This window comes from Amphibacillus sp. Q70 (assembly GCF_052055485.1).
In the GTDB taxonomy this organism is placed as follows: domain Bacteria; phylum Bacillota; class Bacilli; order Bacillales; family Amphibacillaceae; genus Amphibacillus.
Genome location: NZ_CP197171.1, coordinates 1,724,448 through 1,744,946, shown reverse-complemented (window position 1 = coordinate 1,744,946; position 20,499 = coordinate 1,724,448). Strand labels below are relative to the sequence as shown.

The window sequence follows — 20,499 nt, the reverse complement described above, 5'->3', positions numbered from 1 at the left end:
CCTAGAAGGAGCAAATGAAAGTTTGCTCCGTCACCCATTAGCGTGTTCACTCTAGATTAAATACTTAACTTTTACATTTTTTTATCCAACACCAATAGTAAAGCTATTAAAGCAGGAGAGAGCCCTCTCCTGCCTTTTATCCTTTATTTACCTATTATAAATGTGACAACTTTGTGAATAATAAGAATATAGCTTTTGTTAAACCTATTGAAATAAGAATTGGGAAAAAAGATTGTGAAATGTTTCATAATTGATTGATACTTAATACACTTAAAGGTATAATAAGTTTATTGCAAACATTCTATTGGTTTTATTTAATAATGTGAAATTTTGAACGAAAATGGAGGCGGAAAAGATGAAAGTAGCAGTTATTGGTTGTACACATGCAGGAACAGCAGCAATTAAAAACACGCTAGCTTTATACCCTGAAGCAGAAATTGAAGTATTTGAACGAAATGATACGGTGTCGTTCTTATCTTGTGGGATTGCTTTGTATGTTGGTGGTGTTGTTGAAAAAGCAGAATCACTATTCTATGCTTCAGTTGATGGCTTTGAAGACAAAGGGATCAAGATGCATATGGAACATGAAGTGGTCACCGTTGATACTGAACAAAAGCAACTAGAAGCAAGGGATTTAAATAGCGGTGAGTTTACGATTCATTCGTATGATAAATTAATTATCTCAACTGGATCATGGCCACTCACTCCACCTATACCTGGTTCAGATTTAGAGAATGTTGTATTATGTAAAAACTATGATCATGCCAAAGAAATCATTCGTCGTTCCGAACATGTTAACAATGTTACCGTCGTTGGTGGTGGATATATTGGTGTTGAATTAGTTGAAGCTTTTGAAGAAAAGGGTAAGAATGTCACGTTAATTGATGCTGAATCACGCATTTTAAATCGTTACTTGGACAAATCATTTACTGATCCTGTTGAACAATCTTTCCGAGATAAAGGTGTTCAATTACTACTCAACGAAATGGTTTCTGGTTTTGAAGGTAATGGTAAAGTTGAAAAGGTGATCACCAATAAGTGTGAAGTTGAAGCTGAGCTCGTCGTTATGTGTATTGGCTTCCGACCAAATACTGATCTTTTTAAAGAGCAAGTAGACATGTTACCAAGTGGAGCGATTGTTGTCGACCAATACATGCGCACAAGTGCAAAAGACGTTTATGCAGCTGGTGACTGTTGTGCCGTCCCATATAACCCAACAGGTAAAGCAGCTTATATCCCATTAGCAACAAACGCTGTTCGAATGGGAACGCTCGTTGCTCAAAACTTAGTTGAAGCAAGAGTTCCTCATCCAGGTACACAAGGAACATCTGGCTTGAAAATTTACAACCACTATATTGGTTCAACTGGACTAACTGAAACAGCAGCAAACATAAACAATATCGAGGTACGATCAACTTCAATCGAAGAAACTTATCGTCCTGATTTTATGCCTGAAAATAATCTGATTCAATTAAAATTGGTTTACGAGGTTGGATCAAATCGCATCGTTGGTGCACAAGTTATCTCAGATATCGACTTAACTCAAGTTGTCAATACAGTTAGTGTTGCCATTGCGAATGGTATGACCATTGAGCAGCTGGCTTTAACTGATTTCTTCTTCCAACCGCATTTCAATAAACCGGTAAATTACTTGAATGAAGTTGCCTTAAAAGCTGTTCAACAAGAAACTGTGCTAGAAAAGGAAACAACTGAAGTATAATTCTCTCCCCTTAAAGTTAGCTATTGATAACTTTAAGGGGATTATTTATATGAGGTTGCTCAAAAAGCATGCTAAAAATAGCTGTCGCATGTCTTTGTCTACTAGCTTCTCCCTTCCTCATGCATATGATAAACATATGCTCCGGAGCTAGCTCAAAGCTTCGTATCCTCGAACTACTCCACTCTTTTTTATGCTCCTTTTGAACTCGCACTTTAAGAAATAGTACGCTCTTTTCAAACAACAATAAATCGACTTTATCACTTTTTTGTCTAACTTGACTGCTTTATTATGAAACTTGTTTAAAAATCAATTAACTTGATTGTAATTCGGAAAAGTTGATTGTATTTTCGGCTAACTTGATTGTATTTTCGTTTACTTGATTGCATTTTCCCTAACTTGACTGCATTTCAGCTAACTTGATTGTATTTCGGCTAACTTGACTGTATTTTCCCTAACTTGACTGCATTTCAGCTAACTTGATTGCATTTCCCCTAACTTGACTGTATTTCAGCTAACTTGATTGCATTTCCCCTAACTTGACTGTATTTCAGCTAACTTGATTGCATTTTTACATAATAATTATTTTGTATTTATCCTTTTGCTGCCTGAATCAATTTTTCAATTGTTTCTCGTTTTCCTTCATGCAGGCTAGCGACAATTTTACTACCAACAATGACCCCATCACAATAATGACTTAGCTCCTTGACCTGTTCAGGATTTGATACACCAAAACCAGCGAGGACGGGCTTTTTACTGATCGTTTTTAGATCTGTTAAATAATCACCAATCGATTCGATAAATTGACTTCTTACACCTGTCGTTCCAGTCACGGTAACAGCATATAAAAATCCAGTCGTTCGTTCGGCAATTTGCGTCAATCTTTCCTTTGAACTGGTTAATGTAGCTAGGCGAATAAGTGCTAGACCATGATTTTCCATAAGTTCTGGGATGGTGCCCTCTTCTTCTAATGGCAAGTCAGGAATAATCAAGCCGAAAACACCTGCTTCAGCGCAATCTTTTAAACATGTCTCCAAGTCATAGGCATAAATAGGATTAAAATAAGTCATCAACACAATTGGAATCGCGCGCTGCTCCTTTGTGTGCTTCAAAATTTTCAAAATAGAACGGAGGCTCACTCCTTGTTGAAGCGCTCTGAGTCCGGCGGCTTGAATGAAGGGTCCATCTGCGACCGGATCTGAAAATGGAATACCTAACTCAATAGCTGTTGCGCCCGCTTCAGCTAAAAAGTTAATCTGCTCTGGAAGTTGATCGAGTCCACCATCTCCTGCCATAATATAAGGAATAAATATTTTGTCACCCTTTACTAACGTTTGCTGTAAAGCTTGATCTAATTTAGTTATTGACATTCAAATCCCCTCCTAATGCAGATTGAACCGTTTCAACATCTTTATCGCCACGTCCGGAAAGACAAACAACAATCGATTGATCAGCACCCATTTTAGGTGCCAACTCAGTTAAATACGCAATGGCATGGGCACTCTCTAACGCTGGAATAATCCCTTCCATTTGCGAGAGTAGTTTTAACCCTTCTAAGGCTTCCTTATCGGTAACGGATCGATAAGTTACACGATCAATCTCTTTCAAGTGGCTATGTTCTGGACCGACACCTGGATAATCAAGCCCAGCTGAGATCGAGCTTGCTTCTTCAATCTGACCCTTTTGATCTTGAAGCAAATACGTCATCATCCCGTGTAAAACACCTACTTTACCATCTGTAAGGGTAGCCGCATGTTTGCCTGACTCTAGACCAAGCCCACCCGCTTCAATCCCATATAAATTAACCTTCTGATCATTAATGAATGGATAAAACATACCCATTGCATTGCTTCCTCCCCCAATACAGGCAACAATCGCATCAGGAAGCCCCCCGGCAACATCCGCAAACTGCTGTTTTGTTTCACTGCCAATCACACTTTGAAAATCACGAACGATTTTTGGAAAAGGATGTGGTCCTACAACAGAGCCTAGAATATAGTGAGTATCTTCAACATGGGTTACCCAGTATCGGAGTGCTTCATTAACTGCATCTTTTAAAGTTCCACTCCCTTGGCTTACACTCACAACCTTTGCACCGAGAAGTTCCATCCGAAAGACATTTAGTTTTTGGCGTTGGATATCCTCTTCACCCATAAAAATAATACATTCGAGTCCTAATAATGCCGATACTGTAGCCGTTGCCACACCATGTTGCCCTGCGCCTGTTTCTGCCACTACTTTTTTCTTACCCATTCTAACGGTCAATAAAGCTTGACCGAGGGCATTATTAATTTTGTGCGCACCGGTATGATTTAAATCTTCTCGCTTTAAATAAATCTTCGCCCCACCTAACGCCTGGGTTAAGCGTTCAGCATAATAAAGTGGCGTTTCTCGACCCACATATTGTGTTAAATAATCGGTTAATTGCTTTTGAAAATCAGGATCGTCGATGGCTTCTTGATAGGCCGCTTCAAGTTCAATAATTGCTGGCATTAAGGTTTCAGGAACAAATCGCCCACCAAATGAGCCGAAATGTCCAGTTAAATCTGGCTGTTGATACATTGACATATTCATCACCTAACTCCCTTTGCTTTTTTAATAAATTGTTCGATTTTCTGATTATCTTTGACTCCATTTGTTTCAACACCACTCGACACATCTACCCCGATTGGATCAACTTGATTGATTGCCTCTTGTACATTGCTTGGGGTTAAGCCCCCAGCCAAAATCATTTTTTTTCGAGCGTGGGGAATTGAATCAAGCAGCTTCCAATCAAATACCTGACCGCTACCAGCGATCGGTCCATCGATCAGTAGATAGTCAACAACGGGTAAAAACATGTTCACCTTTTTAAGGTCCTCTTCTGTTTGAATCGATAGTGCCTTGATAACGGGAAAATCACTTGCTAAACAACTAGCTACGGTTTCTTCACCGTGTAACTGAACATAATCTAATTTGACTTCTCTAGCTATCTGATTAACGGTTGAAATCGGTGTATTGACAAAAACGCCAACCCCTTTTACCTGAGGTGGTAATTGTTTTCTTATTCGAACTGCTTCTGCTACGGATACTTGCCGTTTACTTTCAGCAAAAACAAATCCAACTAAATCTGCGCCCATGCTCGCTGCGGTTAGACCCGCTTCTATAGTTCTTATCCCACATATTTTAACAAGCATAATCATTCCCTCATTTCAAAAAATCACTGAACGTTGCTTGTAAATCATTTGCCCGCATTAACGTTTCTCCAACTAAAATCGCTCTCGCACCAGCTTGTTTTAAACGTTGCACATCTGCAGCCGTCTGAATGCCACTTTCACTCACTAGGATTTGACGGTCAATATCAAGCAATTGAGCTAATTGCTCAGTTACCTTCAGGTCAACTTCAAAGGTTTTTAAGTCTCGATTATTGACGCCAATTAACTCTGCACCGATTCGATTCGCTATCGTAAGTTCTTCCGGCTTGTGAACTTCAAAGAGAACCTCCAAGCCAAGCTTAATCGCATACTGATAAAGGTCATTTAACCGTTGCTCTGGCAAGCTGGCTGCAATAAGCAAAATCACATCAGCCCCATAACGATAAGCACGATCAATCTGCACTTCATCGATGATAAAATCTTTATTTAATATTGGTAAGTCAACAGTATTCCGAACGGCTGCTAAATCTGCATAACTCCCTTTAAAAAAGGGTTGATCCGTTAAGACAGAGATCATACTTGCCCCCAACGCTTGATATTGTTCCGCTTGTTTTGTCGGATCAAGATCTGGATTGATGATTCCCTTTGATGGAGAAGCTCGCTTAAATTCAGCAATGATTATTAACGATTGATCCTTTCGACATTGAGCAATAAAAGAATGAATCGGCGTGAGTCGTTTCTGCTCTGTCAGTGAAACATCCTTTTTTAATTGTTTAACTTCTTTTTCCTTTTCCAATAGAATGGTTTCTAGAATGGTCATTTGCTCACCCCTTGACTGAACGTTTTACTATCATCCATTAAGCCTGTTAACCGTTTCAAAGCTTCACCTGAATCAATGCTCTCTTTAGCTAGCGCTACCCCATCTTTTACCGTTTCCACTAACCCATTCGCAAAAATGCCTAAGCCCGCATTTAATAAAACGATGTCTCGATGTGGGCCTGTTTCACCATTTAACACACTTTGCAAAATACGGGCATTTTCTTTTGCATGACCGCCTTTGATCTGCTCATTATCAACAACGGGTAAGCCAACCTCTTCTGGATGAATGGTAAATGAAGTGAACTCTCCTTGATTCAATAAAACACAATGATTTTGACCAGCTAGTGAAGCTTCATCCATATAACCTGCACCATTAATGACAAGGGCACGTTTTCTCCCGAGCTGATCAAGCACACTTGCCATTTGTTCAAGTAGATCTCGACGATAAAGACCCAGCAATTGGGTGGATAAATGAACAGGATTTGTCAAGGGACCAATTAAATTAAAAATCGTTGGAATCCCTAATCCCAACCGGACACGCATCACGTGCTTCATGTCTGGGTGAACATGAGGGGCATACAGAAAAGCAATCCCATTCTGATTGAGTAAATCACTCATTTGCTCAGGGGTGGTGCTAAGTTCAATCCCAAGTGCTTCTAAAACATCCGCACTCCCCGTTTGACTAGAAATACTTCGATTGCCATGTTTAGCTACTTTAATGCCCGCTCCTGCCAAAACAAAAGCACTTGTCGTACTAATGTTGAAGCTTTGCGAATGATCACCACCTGTTCCGCAGTTATCCATTACATCCGTGATCATCATTGGCATCTTAAGCGCCTTTTGACGGATCACATTGACAAGTCCTGTTATCTCACTCACTGTTTCGCCTTTATATTTCAATGCTGTTAGAAACCCACCGACTAACGCTTCTGATGTCGCTGGATTGAACATCAACTGGGCAGCCTCTTCCATCTCGGCTATCGTTAAATGTTTTCCTGACAGTACTTTTTCTAAATAGCTTTTCATTGTGACTCCCTCCGCTTCACAGTATTAAGAAATTCTGCTAATATCTCCTTGCCCTTTGGTGTACCCATTGATTCCGGATGAAATTGCAAACCGTAGATCGGATCATCCATATGTTGAATCGCCATAATTTCCTGATCATCTATTGAAGTTGCTGTAATCAACAAACAATTCGGTAGGGTTTGTTTATCAATCACAAGTGAGTGATAGCACATGACTTCCATTGGACTGGGCAAATTTTTAAACAGACCTGCTTGTTGATGGCTAATTTTTGCTTGCTTAGCATGCCTAATCTGTTTGGCTTGACAGATTGTTGCCCCATAAGCTTTACCAATCAATTGATGACCGAAGCCAATCCCTAAAATCGGAATCTTCTGTTCAAAAGTTTTAATGATTTGCAAACAAAATTCGCTCTCTTCCGGTGTCACAGAACCTGAAGCGAAGACAATTGCTTCAGGGGCTAGCTGTTTAAGCTCTGTTAGTGTCATTTGATTGTTTCTAACCACATGAACGATTTCTCCTAATTCGCCTAAATATTGATATAAGTTATACGTAAATGAACCCTGATTATCAATTAATAGAATCATTTCTGCGCCACCTCCAACAAGGCTTTTGCTTTATTCAATGTCTCTTGGTACTCACTAGCTGGATCTGAATCATGAACAATCCCAGCACCTGCTTGAACATAAGCTCGCTTGTCTTTAAGCACCATCGTTCGAATCGCTATGGCGAGATCAAGGTCACCATTCATATTGATATAACCAACTGCTCCCGCATAGACCCCGCGCTTAACATCTTCTAATTGATTAATGATCTGCATTGATTTAACCTTTGGTGCACCTGAAACCGTCCCGGCAGGTAAAAGGGAAAGCAGTGCATCAATCGCTGTCACATGTTCCTCTAGTTCTCCAGTCACTTTAGAAACAATATGCATCACATGCTGATAGCGTTCAACGATCATATATTCAGGTATTTGAATCGTCCCACTTTTGCAAACACGCCCTAAATCATTTCTGCTTAAATCAATCAGCATTTTATGCTCAGCACATTCTTTGGGATCTGCCAAAAGTTGTTCGGCTAACTTTTGATCGATTTCTGCTGTTGCTCCACGTGGTCGCGTTCCAGCAATTGGATTGGTCGTTAATTGCTGCCCTTTTGCCTTAATTAAGCTTTCTGGTGAAGCGCCAAGCACAAGATAATCACCAAAATCTAAATAATACATATAGGGTGATGGATTTGTTACTCTTAACCGACGATAAAAGTAAAAAGGATCGCCAGCAAAGTCTGCCTTCATGCGTTGTGACAAAACGACTTGAAATATATCGCCATTAGCAATATATTTTTTTGCCTCTTTTACCTTATTCATGAACGTCTCCTGATCGATTGACGGCTCAAAAGCTAAGGTGTGATTTTCTTCAATGTCTTCCTGCAGATTGGTTAAAAGCTGCTCAGTGATCTGGTCAAGAGCTTCATTTAATATCGAAAGACTTCTCGACTTTGTCAGATCAACTGCAATGATCGTTAACGTCTGTTTTTGATGATCAAAAATAAGCAAATCCTGATAAATCATCAAATGCAAATCAGGCATATTTATTTCATCCTCAAGTCGCTCACCAATCTCTTCATATTGACGAATGATGTCATAACCGATATAACCAACCGCACCACTGTAAAAGGCAAAGGGTAAATCTAAATCTACATGTGGAATATGTTCCTTAACAATTTCAAGTGGCTTTCCGACGATCCGTTCGATTCGATTACCGATTTTAACGTCAACTTTCTGATCTGTTGCTATGATTTCCTTGAATGGATTCATGCCAATAAAAGAATAACGTCCTTTATCCTCATGGTTACTTGAGCTTTCTAAAATAAATTTCTTCTTCCCTTGCAATCGATTGAAGACAGCAATCGGAGTTAACGTATCTGCATTAAGCTCCCGTTTTTGATATGGATAAGTCAATGTTGATCACTCCCTTATTTTTAAATATTAAAAATCCCCTAAATAGCGTTAAACTATTTAGGGGACGATTTTTTTCAGCACTAACAAACCGCGGTACCACCACCATTTTAGAGAATATTTTCTCTACACTTTGATCTGATCACGGGGATAAACCGGCTCTTCCTACTTAGTGATGTTCAAAAAAGCTCTAGTAAGTCCATTCAGCTTCGTTGTTATACTGAGTTCTCAGCAACCTCAGCTCTCTTTAATAACAAATCGGAAAGCTTACTCCTCTTACATCATCGATTTTGGTTATTTTATTGGTAAATAACATGGGTGTGATCTTTCAGCTCTGCTGAAAGGCACTTGTGGTTGAATAACTTTTTCCATCAAAAAAGGGCTCTCTCATTCCATAAAGGACGAGAGAACCCGTGGTACCACCTTGATTAGCATCATATGCTCACTAAACGATCGGATCAATAACTGATTAATCGCTGTTTCTTGGATAACGGTGAAACAACCTCCGTCAAAGCTTACTAAGCATAGAGCCGTTTAGTTTGACTGCTCAAAAGCCCATTCACTTAATTCTTTACACTAGTTTACACCAACCACTAGCTCTCTTTCGTAAAAAAATAAGCTACTCCTCTTTTTCAACGCAGAATGATTATTTGTTGTTTACTATCATAGTATGCTGATTAGCAGATGTCAACACAATTAAGTAAATTTTCTGAAAAATCCGTCATCAATCCTAATAAGAGCTTTCAGGACAACTCCCGTAATTTCCAAGCTACGTTCTATAAAGTGAAACTTCGTTCAGTAAGGAGTTTTTAACGTATAATTTTTTCGTTGAGGTGAGTCATCACAAATGTCTACGATGGGACGAGTAACCGCAGTCCCAGTCCCAAACCTGTTTGGCGAGATGAGTAATCGCACCCCAAGACATTGTCATGCCAACAACACCTCAAATCTTTTCAATAAGATGAGTAATTGCCGTGATACTTTTTATCAACCAGCAATTATATTATGATCAATACCTGTAACTTCTCTAAGCAACAAACAACTTTTCGTAAATACAAATAATTCGCCAATCTGCGGTGAATTTTCTAACATTCATTATTTTTCCGTAATTTCTTCAATAATTTTTTCGCCTAAATGACGGCCTGGTTCATCTGGATAACAGATAAGTTCATCACCAATTGTCAAACTGATAGCTGATTTTGCCGTTTGATCTGCGCCCAATAAGTGAACACTATCAGCCTCTTGGACTGTTACAGATATTTCTTGATTTGTCTTTAGCTCTTGACAGACAATTCGGATAAACGATCTCTTTTCCATTTTTACGCGGCCAATAGGCACAAGACGCATATTATTATCCTTCCAAACAGGAATTTTCATTCCCGGCCTCATTTCTGCTAAATAGTCTGTTTTCTCTTCATCTAACAAGACATAATGATGATAAGCACCAGCATTAATCCGAAACGGACGTGGAGGATAAGTATCTGTTGATCGATTTTCCGATACAGCCATTAAATAGCCTGATCCAGTGTTACCAATTAGAACACCCTCTAATGGATCTAACTCATCAATTAGATCTAAACAAACTCGAGTTCCTTCACCCATTGATGTGATTTCTATCACTTTTGCTGTTTCAAATTCTACCATGTTTAACTTCCTTTCAAAATACCAATACTTAGTACTTTTCTAATTGATTAATATGATATACAATATGGAGTGGTTTGACAAATATGCAGGGGGAAAGACTAGTGAGAAAAGGATTAATAGTTTTGTTTTTACTTTTGATTATTGCTTTTGGCTTAATCGGAGTCTTACAAGATGATGCTGATATGGATGTTAAGATTGAAGAACAAGCATTAAACTATGAAATTAATAGTTAAAAAAAGAGCAAGATATAAAATCTTTGCTCTTTTTTTCATGCACTTTATTCTAAAATTGTGACACTTACTTCACGCACGCCCCAGCTTTGAGCTTCTTCCTTCGTTGGGACATGAATATCAATTTTGTTTCCTTTAATCGCACCACCTACATCACCAGCAATTGCTTCACCGTATCCTTCAACATGTACTCTTGTTCCTAACGGAATAACAGATGGATCAACTGCAACAACTTTCATATTTCGATCTTCATTTAAATCCAATCCTGTCGCAGTAATGCCCGTACAGCCTTCACATTCAGCGGTATAAGCTGTTGCTGTCATCGATAAGGTCATCTCATCTGACTGTTCTTGCGGTTGTTCGTCTTCAGAACTTACTTGTGCTGGTTCCTGTTCCTCTTCAGCACTTGATTGAGATTGTTCCGTATCCACTGGAGCTGATGCGGTTTGTGCCGGTTCTTCTTCATCGGCATTATCAACAGCCTCAGCATTTGGATAGATAACCAATTCATTTCCTACAACAATAAGATCTGAAGCAAGTTCATTCCAGTTCATTAAGTCTAGAACTGTAACCTGATATTCTTTAGCTAAGGCATACAATGTATCCCCTCGCTCAATTTTATGAATGATCTCTTCTTCCTCTACTTGAAGAACTTGTCCTGGATAAATAAAATCAGAATCAAGCTCATTTAAATCATACAGTGATGTAATCGTTGTGTCATAGTCATTGGCAATTTTCCATAGACTATCACCCGATTCAACTTGATATTCTTGTGCATGAAGTGTTCCTGGTATAACTGTCGACATAACTGTTAATGAAAATAACGACATAACCATCTTCTTCATTTTTTATTGCCTCCTTTTTAATAAGCAGTCTTCATCTTAATACAAAACTAAACATTGTAGGTTACAAAACAATTAAAGGTTAATAAAAATAATGCGACTTCTTGTTACATTTGTCATTGTGGGGCAATAAATCATATTTTTATACATCCGATTGTTATTTTCTTTACACTTTTTCTTTTATTTTAGTTTTTGTTATTTATTTTTTAAAAGATTCCTTTTGGATATATAAGCAAAAAAAGCACCTGATTTAGTTATTTCTAAACCAGATGCTATCCGAATATTATTAAAGTTTTAACTTATTTATAATGAACTTCGATCAATTAAGGCATTTGCTTTGATCACTTCTTTATACCAATAGAAACTTTTCTTCTTGATTCGGCGTAAATCCTTAGGACCATCCTCATCGCGGTTAACATAAACAAAACCATAACGTTTTTGATAACCATTTAACCAGCTTAATAAATCAGTAAATGACCAGGTGCAGTAACCTAAAACATCTACCCCATCACTAATTGCGCGTTGAATCGCCGTTGCATGCGTTTCGAGAAAATCGATTCGGTAATCATCATTAACGATATCTCCTTCTTCTAAAGTATCAAAAGCACCCAATCCATTTTCAGTGATTAGAATCGGTAATTGATATCTGTTTGCAATTCGACGCAAGGCAATACGTAAACCTTCAGGATCGATGGTCCAATCCCAATCAGTTGTTTCTGAATATGGGTTTTGAACGTTTTTAAATAAACCTGGATTTCCTGACTCTTTAGATGAACCCTTTTTACCAGTCGTATTCATAGTTGTTTCTCCAACACCATCAAGCGGATTTGCTTTAACTGTCGTAGTTTGATAATAATTCAAGCCCATAAAATCAGGTTTTGCCCGTTGCATAAGCTCAAAATCCCCTGCTTCAACCTTTGGAGCAAGCCCTTCATCCTCAAGGTAATTCCAAATAACTTGTGGATAGTGACCCCAAGCATAAATATCCATCCACCAGTGAGAATTCATTTCTTCAGCATTTTCTGCAGCGATGACATTTTCAGCTTTGCTGTCAAATGGATAAACAGGGCTATAGGCAAAGCTCGGTCCAATCTTCCCATCCTTCACAATTCCACGAAATGTTTCAATTGCTTTTGCGTTAGCAACATTAGCTATATGATTTGCTTGATACATCCGTTTTAAATCTTTTACTCCAGGTGGGTGAATTCCTGAACGGTAACCAAGCCCAATAAAAATATTTTGCTCATTTAACGTCACCCAATATTTAACGCGATCACCATAACGTTTAAAAATCGCTGTACAATAGTTATTGAAATCCTCAATAATCTCTCTTGATTCCCAGGCACCATAAGCATCCATTAGGGCTTGTGGAACATCCCAATGGTAAACAGTAACCACAGGTTCAATATTATGTTTGATTAATTCATCAATTAAATCATCATAAAATTGAAAACCTGCTTCATTAGCTTCTCCCCGTCCATCAGGAAAAAGCCGGCTCCAGGCGATTGAAAAACGATACGCCTTTAACCCTTGCTCGGCCATTAACGCAACATCTTCCTTATAGCGATTGTAGTGATCAACCGCCACATCACCATTTGTTTCTTTAAATGTTGTTCCTGGTATCTTTGTATAGACATCCCATACTGATGGACCTTTACCATCTTGGTCATGTGCCCCTTCAATTTGATAAGCGGCAGAGGCTGATCCCCATAAAAAATTATTCGGAAATGATTTCAGTTGTTTATGTTCCATCATCAAACTCCTTTACTAAATTACTTTACTTCATTTACTATTATAACTTAATAAGATTAACAAACAAATCCAATAAGTTAAATTAAAATTAAAACCTTAGTATAAAGGTAATTTAGCTTCCTAATATGACTTTGATTTTCTATCCCTTATAGTAAAAGACATTGATCTGCATTTTATGAGTAAATATAGGGGACCAAATTCTTTCATTCTAGATAAATATTTTTCAATGAGCATAAAACTCTGGTTCTGATTTTTTTGAAAGGGTCTCTCTAAATAATTGATCGAACAAGCTCCAATACTGATTTATCACCATTTATAAGGTGGTCTGCTTCAATTGAATGATGAGCATTCTCGCGGTTCCTACGATTAATCCAAACTGCCTTCCAACCAGCATTTTTCGCTCCAATAATATCATTTTCAAAAGAGTCCCCAAGATAATATGTTTTATTTCTATCTAGATCCATTATAGATTCTGCTAACCGAAAAATTTCAACATCTGGTTTGGCAACACCCACCTCCGAAGAAATCAGTATATTGTCTTTAGGTATCCATTTTTCTAATTCTAATTGTTGAATCTTTTTTTTCTGATGTTCTATCGGTCCATTTGTTATAATTCCCATGTTCACCTCTTTCGATAGACAAAAATCTAACGTCTCTTTTATATCGGGAATTAACTGGATTTTTTGCTGGAATTGTTGATAATCATTTTGAAATGAAATAGCCTCTTCATCAGAAATTTTTTTATTAAAGTAGGTCATCGCTTTTTTTATTCTGTATATATGCATATTTTGCATACCCATTTGACCACTCTCTGATAAATGGAATACTTGATCACTTAATTTTCTACTATAAACATACAACTCTTCTATTGGTATATCCTTAAATAAAAAGTTCTTCTCAAAAGCTTGCTGAAATGGTTTGAGCTGATCATATAAAGTATCATCTACATCAAATATTACTGCCTCCATAAAATCCCCCTTTACAAAGTAATAAAAAAGGATTGAGGCAATTCACTAAATAGTTTTGCCTCAATCATACCCTTAGCTTAAAGTAAATTAAACGTTTCTACAACTCGTTCAACTGTAAAACCATACTTTTTAATTACCGTCTCTCCCGGAGCACTTGCACCAACAGGAATAGTAAAGCTAATGTTTAGTGCTGCTCACGCCCCCATTTTTTTAATACTTCTCAATCTCCCAGTAAATTTACAATCTCTAAATCTATTAAAAGATGTACTTATAAATGTCCAGGTATTATTGCATGATGAAAACCAAGTTTAATTAGCACTCAGGCTAAAAATACTTGCTAGAAATCATTTTTGTATCGAAGTCAATACCTTTTCTTAATTTTATAATCCAGCTAGATAATTTTTCGGTTTCAATAATCTTAGTCTTAGCTGAGGATAACGTTATTGCTCCACATTTATTCTTCTTTAGCAGCTTTTATAATTCGACTTGTAGTACCTTTAAGGTTATAGCACTCTGCATAATCACGAATTGGACGTTTGATATGATCCACTACATAACGTTGTCCATCAATATGATGTGCTTTAAGATTACTATACATTTTTTCGATTTCAGCTTTAACCTCATCTTCATTAAATGTATAGTGCCCAGCAATATCTAAAATTTCAGCTTGTAATTGATCATCATTTGCTGCCAAAATTTGATCAACCGTTAACTCTTTTTGTTCACCTACCATCCACTTTCTCCAACGTTCACTTTTGATTGCATGGATCAAGAGCGCCTCACGCGTATTTGATGGTTCTGTAACTAGACCATATTCTACTAGTTTTTCTTCAACTGCTGCCAGATTCAAATAGGCGCGTGTTTCTTCTGTTCCGTATTGTGGTGCAATATTCGTTGCAGTAACTTGAGATGGGATGTGCTCTAATAAAGTCACATCATCTAAATAATCACCATTATGCTCTTTTAAACCAACATCATACTGTTTGGCCATCTGGGCTAAGTCATATGCATTTTTGAAATTAAACGTCCCCATTTGTTCTGTTTTCCGAATTAAGGTTCCCGTTTGTCCAACAATAAATGTCGGCATAGGTAAGTTACGTTTCTCAAGTTCATCTTTCAAGCGTAAAATAAATGTTTCATATGTTTCGGTAGATGTGAGACCTCCATTTGTTTCTTCCGTACCTACTTCATAGCCAATCTCAGGTAAATTTCTAGCTTTACGTTCTTTCTCACAAAACTCAATAAGTTCAACTGTACGTTCCAAAACAATATCCAAAGGAATGACTTTGCCCACCTCGAATGGGTCCTTAGTTGGGTCAATCATTAATAAATCAAATCCTGCTTCAATATCTGCCAGATAAGATTTCTTTCCCAATTCCATGGCTACATCAGTTGGCAAATGATCATTTCGTTCCTTGTCCCGCTGCCAAGGTCCTCCATGGTCTCGACATAAGTAATATAAATTGTCATAATCGATTGCTTCTGCAACTTCTTCTACCGCTTTGGCAAATGTAAACTGATTCCATCCATTAACATAACCCCCACCTAGTTCATCCGCATCTACTTGATTTCGGCTAGCAATAAACATGACTGGATAATCATCTTCCTTAGATAGCTCCAGCGTTGCTTGCACACAGTTTTTTGACATAGGTCCAATTCCTAATATTGTGGCACTTTCACCTGTTTCTTGTAGTGATAATAAATTTTTAACAACTGTTTTTATTGGTAATTTATTCATCTTTAGGTCAGCTCCCATTTTTTATTTTTTCCATAAATTTTATTAATCTAACAACATTGGTAATCCCAGTCCCAGGTTGTGACGAACTTTGCCTACCTTCAGCTACCTTGATCAAGCCAAGGTCATTTATCTAAGGGGTTCTTTAGTTCATTCTCTTCCCATTAGAACCTTGATATCTTCAGCTGACTTGATGCCTAATTCATTCACCCTATTAAGACAAGCGATGGAAAATCTATTAGACAAAGGCTAATCATTCACTTCATATTACGTGTTGAATCATTCAGAATTAATCATATGTGTTCAAAAAAGAGGATGAAAAGGATCCAGAAAGTTAAACTCGAACCTTCTAGATCATAGATGATTTTTAACAGAAGTTCCGCTTTCGCCACCGAGTCTCTCCCAGAAGTTGTACTTCTTCGTTCCTTATAGGGCAAAGACATTCTCAGAAAAAGTTTGATTAACCTAATATGTCATTGTTACTGGATCTTTTGAACATCCTCTAATATAATTTATCTATAATACATCATGTTATTTTTCTAAATCATCTAAATTGGGTTTAGTAAAGTGAAGTATAGCTACAGATACTAGAGTTCCAATGAGCATCGCTAAAAAGAACCATAGCTTTCCATTGACTACTGGTAAAATAACTAAACCCCCATGGGGAACTAAAGCCTCCACTCCATTCAACATTCCTAATGCGCCACCAACAGCACTACCTATAATAATTGCTGGAAGCACACGCTTAATATCCTTTACAGCAAATGGAATTGCGCCCTCAGTAATTCCAATCAGACCCATAAAAAATGCGGAAATCCCCAAATCTTTATCTTCAGATGTATACTTTTTGCGATCAATAAATGTAGAAATCGCCATGGCTAATGGAGGGATTGCAACAGCAATACGGTGTGCGCCATTTGGAGCGTAAATTCCCTCAGCCATTAAAGCGATAGTAAAAGCTGTCGCCGTTTTATTAATAGGTCCCCCCATATCTACTGCCGTCATTGCACCAATAATTAATCCAAGTATAATTGCACTTCCGCCTTGCATTGCCCCCAGTACATTGACTAACCAAGTCATTGCTGCTCCAATTGGTACGGCAATAACATAAATATAAATCATTCCCAAAACAAATGTAGTAACCACTGGAACAATTAAAATAGGCATGATTGTTCGAATAGTTGATGGTACTTTCCAAGTTTTACACCAACGAACAAAATAACCAACAGCAACTCCCATAATCATTGCACCTAAGAAACCGGTCTGTACTTGCCCTGAACCAATTGGATTATTCGCCACATAGCCCAATATCATTGCCGGTGCTAACGCTGGTTTACCAGCAAGAGAATTAGCAATATATCCAGAAAGTAGGGGAATCATCATAGCAAATCCTGCAGAACCTAAGTCTAGCAAATTCTCCATAAAAGGATTGGTTACTTCCATCCCACTATCTGTGGCGGTTCCTGTAGCTAAAGAAACAGCTAGAAAAATCCCTCCGACTACAACTGCCGGCAACATAAATGAAACACCTGTATTAAATGCTTTCTGCAAATCTTTAAAGAACTTGTTCTCCTTTTTCATTTTGCACTTTTCTCCCTTTTTAAGAATTATAGTTTTTCAGCTTTATCAAGGATTTCAGTAGGATGCTTGATTGCTTCTCCTGGATCAACAGTAATAATCTTACCTTCAGCTTCTTTTTCTTCAAAACGCTCTTCCCCATCAATACCAATTGCGATAGCTAAGATGACAACATCTGCCTGATCTACTTCTTCTTGTTCTAATTCATTTTCAATTCCCATACTTCCTTGAGTTTCTACTTTTACGTCATGTCCTCTTTTCTGGCATTCTTTTTCAATTGCCTTTTGTGCCATATACGTGTGAGCAATCCCAGTTGGACATGCGGTTACTGCCACTACTTTCATTTTGTTTTCCTCCTTAAATTTCAATTGAATTTAACTGTTCAAATATTTGTTTTTTATCATTTTCTTGTAATAACTTTCCTCTAAATTCGTCTTCTAATAATTTCTGACTTAATTGAGATATAAATCTTAGATGTAACGTATTTTCACTTTCTTTAGGTACGCCAATAAGAAAAATCAAACGAATCATTTCCTCATTCTGTTCTGTCCATTGAATCTCATGATTAGTTCTCAAAAACGCGATGAAGGGATAAGCAACTGTATCAGTTTTCCCATGTGGAATAGCTATGGAATACCCAATCGCTGTAGATATTTCCTCCTCACGTTTTTTTACCACCTGATAAAGAAGTTCCTCATTTTTTACATACCCATTAGCTTTCGCCTGATGAACAATAAATTTTATGACTTCATCTTGGCCCTCAAATTCATTATCTAGGAAAATCATTTCAGGTGAGATGACTTTTCTACTGTCTGCTTGTGTTTTTCCCATTTTACCCACTCCCTAAGTTTCCAACAAAGCTTTTTTAGAGGATTTCTCTCTCATTTGCTTTAACATTTGAGCATCGTCTACTATGTTATAGATATCTGATAAAATCCTTCTCGTCTGTAGCGTATCCTCTCTAGAAATACAGATCAGAAAAACAATATCCACATAGTATGTATCCCATTTAAATTTCTTTTTGTTCTTTACAATAGCAACTACTGTATGATTAACTTGCATTGGATTACCATGCGGAACAGCTACCCCAAAAGGCAAATCTGTTCCTCCTAGTTCTTCTCTTTTAATAAGGCTGGGAACAAAATCAAAAGATACAAAGTTTTTATCAACTAAATCTTTGCCAACCTTTTCAAATAACTCTTCCCTTGACGAAAAATCTGTATCTACATATACAAACTCAGGAAGGGTATACTTTTTTAAATGATGCGCCGTCATGACGGAATTAATCTTATTGATTTTACTCGGCTTATATCCAGATTCACGAATTTTTTCAACATCTCTTTCTGTCAAAAATGGTGAAACAAAAATCACATTTCTTCCTGGTAGATCAATATTGATTGTAGAAACAATTAAGTCAAATCGATTAAGATCGATATGCTCTAATTCAGAAATCGAAGCAACTTCTATCGTATCGAGAGACGGAATGACATTTTTAATTCGATTCATTAAAAGCTCTGATGTTGCAATACCCATCTGACAAACAATGAGAATTTTTCTATTTATTTTTGCCCTTTCAATTGCTGATTGGAAATAAATTGTGAGAAAGGCGATTTCATCTTCATTAAATGCTATACCTAATTCCTTTTCGTATTCGCTGAGAACAACCCAAATGACATTAAAGGTTAGAGAAAATTCTGTTTTTATTTGAGAAGTAAATGGATTATCATTTTTATTGTTCGAACGTAAACGATAAATCATTGGTGGAATATGGTTTTTTAATTCTTCTTCTAATTTCTTATCATTGGAGAAGTCAATATTCAAGGCCTCTGATACTTGTGTTAAAAGTCTATTTATAATTGCATTATCTATATTTTGTTCTGGAAAAGTCTCAAATCTGTTAGATATTAAATGTTGTGATAAATATTTAACATCTTCATTTGTATAAGAAAATTCCAGTCGTAATGCTGCCCTGTGCAAAAGCCTCACTGCACTTTCTTCAAAAAACAATGTATAATCTGATGACTCTGTTTTTTTATTTTTTCGGATATGATTTCCATTTAAAATCCTATAAACAAGTATGATGAAAATGTTCAAAACATTCTGAACATAATAATCAGAAATAACATTGATATTTTCGCGAATATAGTTATACAAAATATTAGAACAAACCGTGATTATTTTTTCTCCATAATAGGGTTCTAGTAAGCTCATTTTTTTAGAAATAGTATCTTCATAGTAAAAATCTGAATTACTAAGTAAATAGCGGTTGAATTGTAAATAAGCCTTTTGAGTGTCAATCTCATTACCCGCTATCCGAGTACCATGAATATCACTTTTTAACTCGATATTAGAGCCTACTTTCAATATCTTCATGATAAATTCAAGATCTTTTATTATCGATGTTTTGCTTACTATAAACATTTCAGAAAGATGATTGAAGCTGATCGTGCTTTCCTCGAATAACAACATTTTCATTATTTCAATTCGCCTTGTCACAGTACTATATAAATCAGTAGTTTCGTCATTTTCTTGTGGAAGGACGTTTTCTTTAAGTTCCCTAAGAGCAATCCCAACTCCCCTCTTTTTTTCTAGGTACTTACCTGAACTTTGAATATAATCTTCGATTATTTTCAATTCTGAGTGTATCGTTCTTTTTGATACTCCTAGCTGTCTTGCTAAAAACGCTACGGTTTGAAAACTATCTTGAGTAGCTAATAGCTCAAGTAATTCCTTTCGTCGTTTTGTTAACATAAGATACGCACATCCTTAATTTAATGCTTCATTATTGGTAGCGTTATCAAGAATATACTGTTATTATAATCAGATAACTTAATCTTGAATATTACATTTCTTTGCAACAAGTAATCATACATAGTTGTTCACTTGTTGCAAAATATTTTTGAAGTTTAGTTTTTGCACTTTAATAACTCAATAAAATTTTAATGACCCACACCGAACTATTAGTAAGACATGCCTCCTTCTTTGGTGAGTTTGGGTGGTCTGGTAACCAACCTTAGCTTACCATGAAGAGAGGCTTTTTTAAGCCCACACTAGAAGCTCTATGGAACCCCCGGCATAGCCAGGGGTTTTCAAAGACCAT

18 protein-coding genes, 1 pseudogene and 2 other annotated features are annotated in these 20,499 nt (G+C 37.0%); of the genes and pseudogenes, 2 read left to right on the top strand and 17 right to left on the bottom strand.

Annotated features, from left to right (window positions below):
* The first annotated feature begins 355 nt into the window (after positions 1–355).
* Positions 356–1,720: an FAD-dependent oxidoreductase gene (locus tag ACS127_RS07745; protein WP_440897847.1), complete on the top strand. Its 1,365-nt coding sequence runs from the start codon at positions 356–358 to the stop codon at positions 1,718–1,720.
* A 590-nt stretch (positions 1,721–2,310) separates the two neighbouring features.
* On the opposite strand, the gene trpA is transcribed toward ACS127_RS07745, so the two are convergent.
* From trpA to ACS127_RS07705, 8 genes are all read right to left on the bottom strand, one after another.
* The gene (gene trpA, locus ACS127_RS07740) at positions 2,311–3,087 is read right to left on the bottom strand and encodes a tryptophan synthase subunit alpha (RefSeq protein ID WP_440897846.1); all 777 of its coding nucleotides are present in this window, start codon (positions 3,085–3,087) and stop codon (positions 2,311–2,313) included.
* Positions 3,074–4,285, bottom strand: a complete 1,212-nt coding sequence (gene trpB / locus ACS127_RS07735) for a tryptophan synthase subunit beta (protein ID WP_440898102.1) — start codon at positions 4,283–4,285, stop codon at positions 3,074–3,076. The genes trpA and trpB overlap by 14 nt, the downstream gene beginning before the upstream one ends.
* 5 nt (positions 4,286–4,290) lie before the next feature.
* Complete coding sequence (locus tag ACS127_RS07730; RefSeq protein WP_440897845.1) at positions 4,291–4,893, bottom strand: phosphoribosylanthranilate isomerase; 603 nt, start codon at positions 4,891–4,893, stop codon at positions 4,291–4,293.
* Positions 4,894–4,903: 10 nt separating this feature from the next.
* The gene (gene trpC / locus ACS127_RS07725; protein WP_440897844.1) at positions 4,904–5,671 is read right to left on the bottom strand and encodes an indole-3-glycerol phosphate synthase TrpC; all 768 of its coding nucleotides are present in this window, start codon (positions 5,669–5,671) and stop codon (positions 4,904–4,906) included.
* Positions 5,668–6,696 (bottom strand): anthranilate phosphoribosyltransferase, encoded by a 1,029-nt coding sequence (trpD, locus tag ACS127_RS07720; RefSeq protein ID WP_440897843.1) that lies wholly within the window; start codon positions 6,694–6,696, stop codon positions 5,668–5,670. The genes trpC and trpD overlap by 4 nt, the downstream gene beginning before the upstream one ends.
* Positions 6,693–7,280 carry an anthranilate synthase component II gene (locus tag ACS127_RS07715; protein WP_440897842.1) on the bottom strand — a complete coding sequence of 196 codons (588 nt, stop codon included), beginning with the start codon at positions 7,278–7,280 and terminating at the stop codon, positions 6,693–6,695. The genes trpD and ACS127_RS07715 overlap by 4 nt, the downstream gene beginning before the upstream one ends.
* Positions 7,277–8,653 (bottom strand): anthranilate synthase component I, encoded by a 1,377-nt coding sequence (trpE, locus tag ACS127_RS07710; RefSeq protein WP_440897841.1) that lies wholly within the window; start codon positions 8,651–8,653, stop codon positions 7,277–7,279. The genes ACS127_RS07715 and trpE overlap by 4 nt, the downstream gene beginning before the upstream one ends.
* A gap of 57 nt (positions 8,654–8,710) precedes the next feature.
* Positions 8,711–8,944: a binding site (T-box leader), on the bottom strand.
* Between the two features lie 100 nt (positions 8,945–9,044).
* Positions 9,045–9,295: a binding site (T-box leader), on the bottom strand.
* Between the two features lie 450 nt (positions 9,296–9,745).
* Complete coding sequence (locus ACS127_RS07705; RefSeq protein WP_440897840.1) at positions 9,746–10,294, bottom strand: 3-dehydroquinate synthase II; 549 nt, start codon at positions 10,292–10,294, stop codon at positions 9,746–9,748.
* A 101-nt stretch (positions 10,295–10,395) separates the two neighbouring features.
* On the opposite strand from ACS127_RS07705, the gene ACS127_RS07700 reads away from it, so the two are divergent.
* Complete coding sequence (locus ACS127_RS07700; protein WP_440897839.1) at positions 10,396–10,527, top strand: hypothetical protein; 132 nt, start codon at positions 10,396–10,398, stop codon at positions 10,525–10,527.
* Positions 10,528–10,571: 44 nt separating this feature from the next.
* On the opposite strand, the gene ACS127_RS07695 is transcribed toward ACS127_RS07700, so the two are convergent.
* The 9 genes and pseudogenes from ACS127_RS07695 to ACS127_RS07655 all read right to left on the bottom strand — a co-directional run bounded on the left by ACS127_RS07695 (position 10,572) and on the right by ACS127_RS07655 (position 20,150).
* Positions 10,572–11,369 (bottom strand): LysM peptidoglycan-binding domain-containing protein, encoded by a 798-nt coding sequence (locus ACS127_RS07695; RefSeq protein WP_440897838.1) that lies wholly within the window; start codon positions 11,367–11,369, stop codon positions 10,572–10,574.
* 300 nt (positions 11,370–11,669) lie between these two features.
* Entirely contained in the window at positions 11,670–13,118 is a 1,449-nt protein-coding gene (locus ACS127_RS07690) for a glycoside hydrolase family 1 protein (protein ID WP_440897837.1), read from the bottom strand.
* 269 nt (positions 13,119–13,387) lie between these two features.
* Entirely contained in the window at positions 13,388–14,086 is a 699-nt protein-coding gene (locus ACS127_RS07685; RefSeq protein ID WP_440897836.1) for an HAD family hydrolase, read from the bottom strand.
* Between the two features lie 77 nt (positions 14,087–14,163).
* Positions 14,164–14,247 (bottom strand): annotated as a pseudogene (locus tag ACS127_RS07680) (hypothetical protein); the annotation flags it as partial.
* Between the two features lie 293 nt (positions 14,248–14,540).
* Positions 14,541–15,824 carry a class II D-tagatose-bisphosphate aldolase non-catalytic subunit gene (locus ACS127_RS07675; RefSeq protein ID WP_440897835.1) on the bottom strand — a complete coding sequence of 428 codons (1,284 nt, stop codon included), beginning with the start codon at positions 15,822–15,824 and terminating at the stop codon, positions 14,541–14,543.
* A 528-nt stretch (positions 15,825–16,352) separates the two neighbouring features.
* Entirely contained in the window at positions 16,353–17,402 is a 1,050-nt protein-coding gene (locus ACS127_RS07670; protein WP_440897834.1) for a PTS fructose transporter subunit IIC, read from the bottom strand.
* A gap of 26 nt (positions 17,403–17,428) precedes the next feature.
* A complete protein-coding gene (locus ACS127_RS07665; protein ID WP_440897833.1) occupies positions 17,429–17,743 on the bottom strand; it encodes a PTS fructose transporter subunit IIB in 315 nt (104 codons plus the stop codon).
* A 13-nt stretch (positions 17,744–17,756) separates the two neighbouring features.
* Positions 17,757–18,230 carry a PTS sugar transporter subunit IIA gene (locus ACS127_RS07660; RefSeq protein ID WP_440897832.1) on the bottom strand — a complete coding sequence of 158 codons (474 nt, stop codon included), beginning with the start codon at positions 18,228–18,230 and terminating at the stop codon, positions 17,757–17,759.
* Positions 18,231–18,242: 12 nt separating this feature from the next.
* Entirely contained in the window at positions 18,243–20,150 is a 1,908-nt protein-coding gene (locus ACS127_RS07655; protein WP_440897831.1) for a BglG family transcription antiterminator, read from the bottom strand.
* Positions 20,151–20,499: the final 349 nt, after the last annotated feature.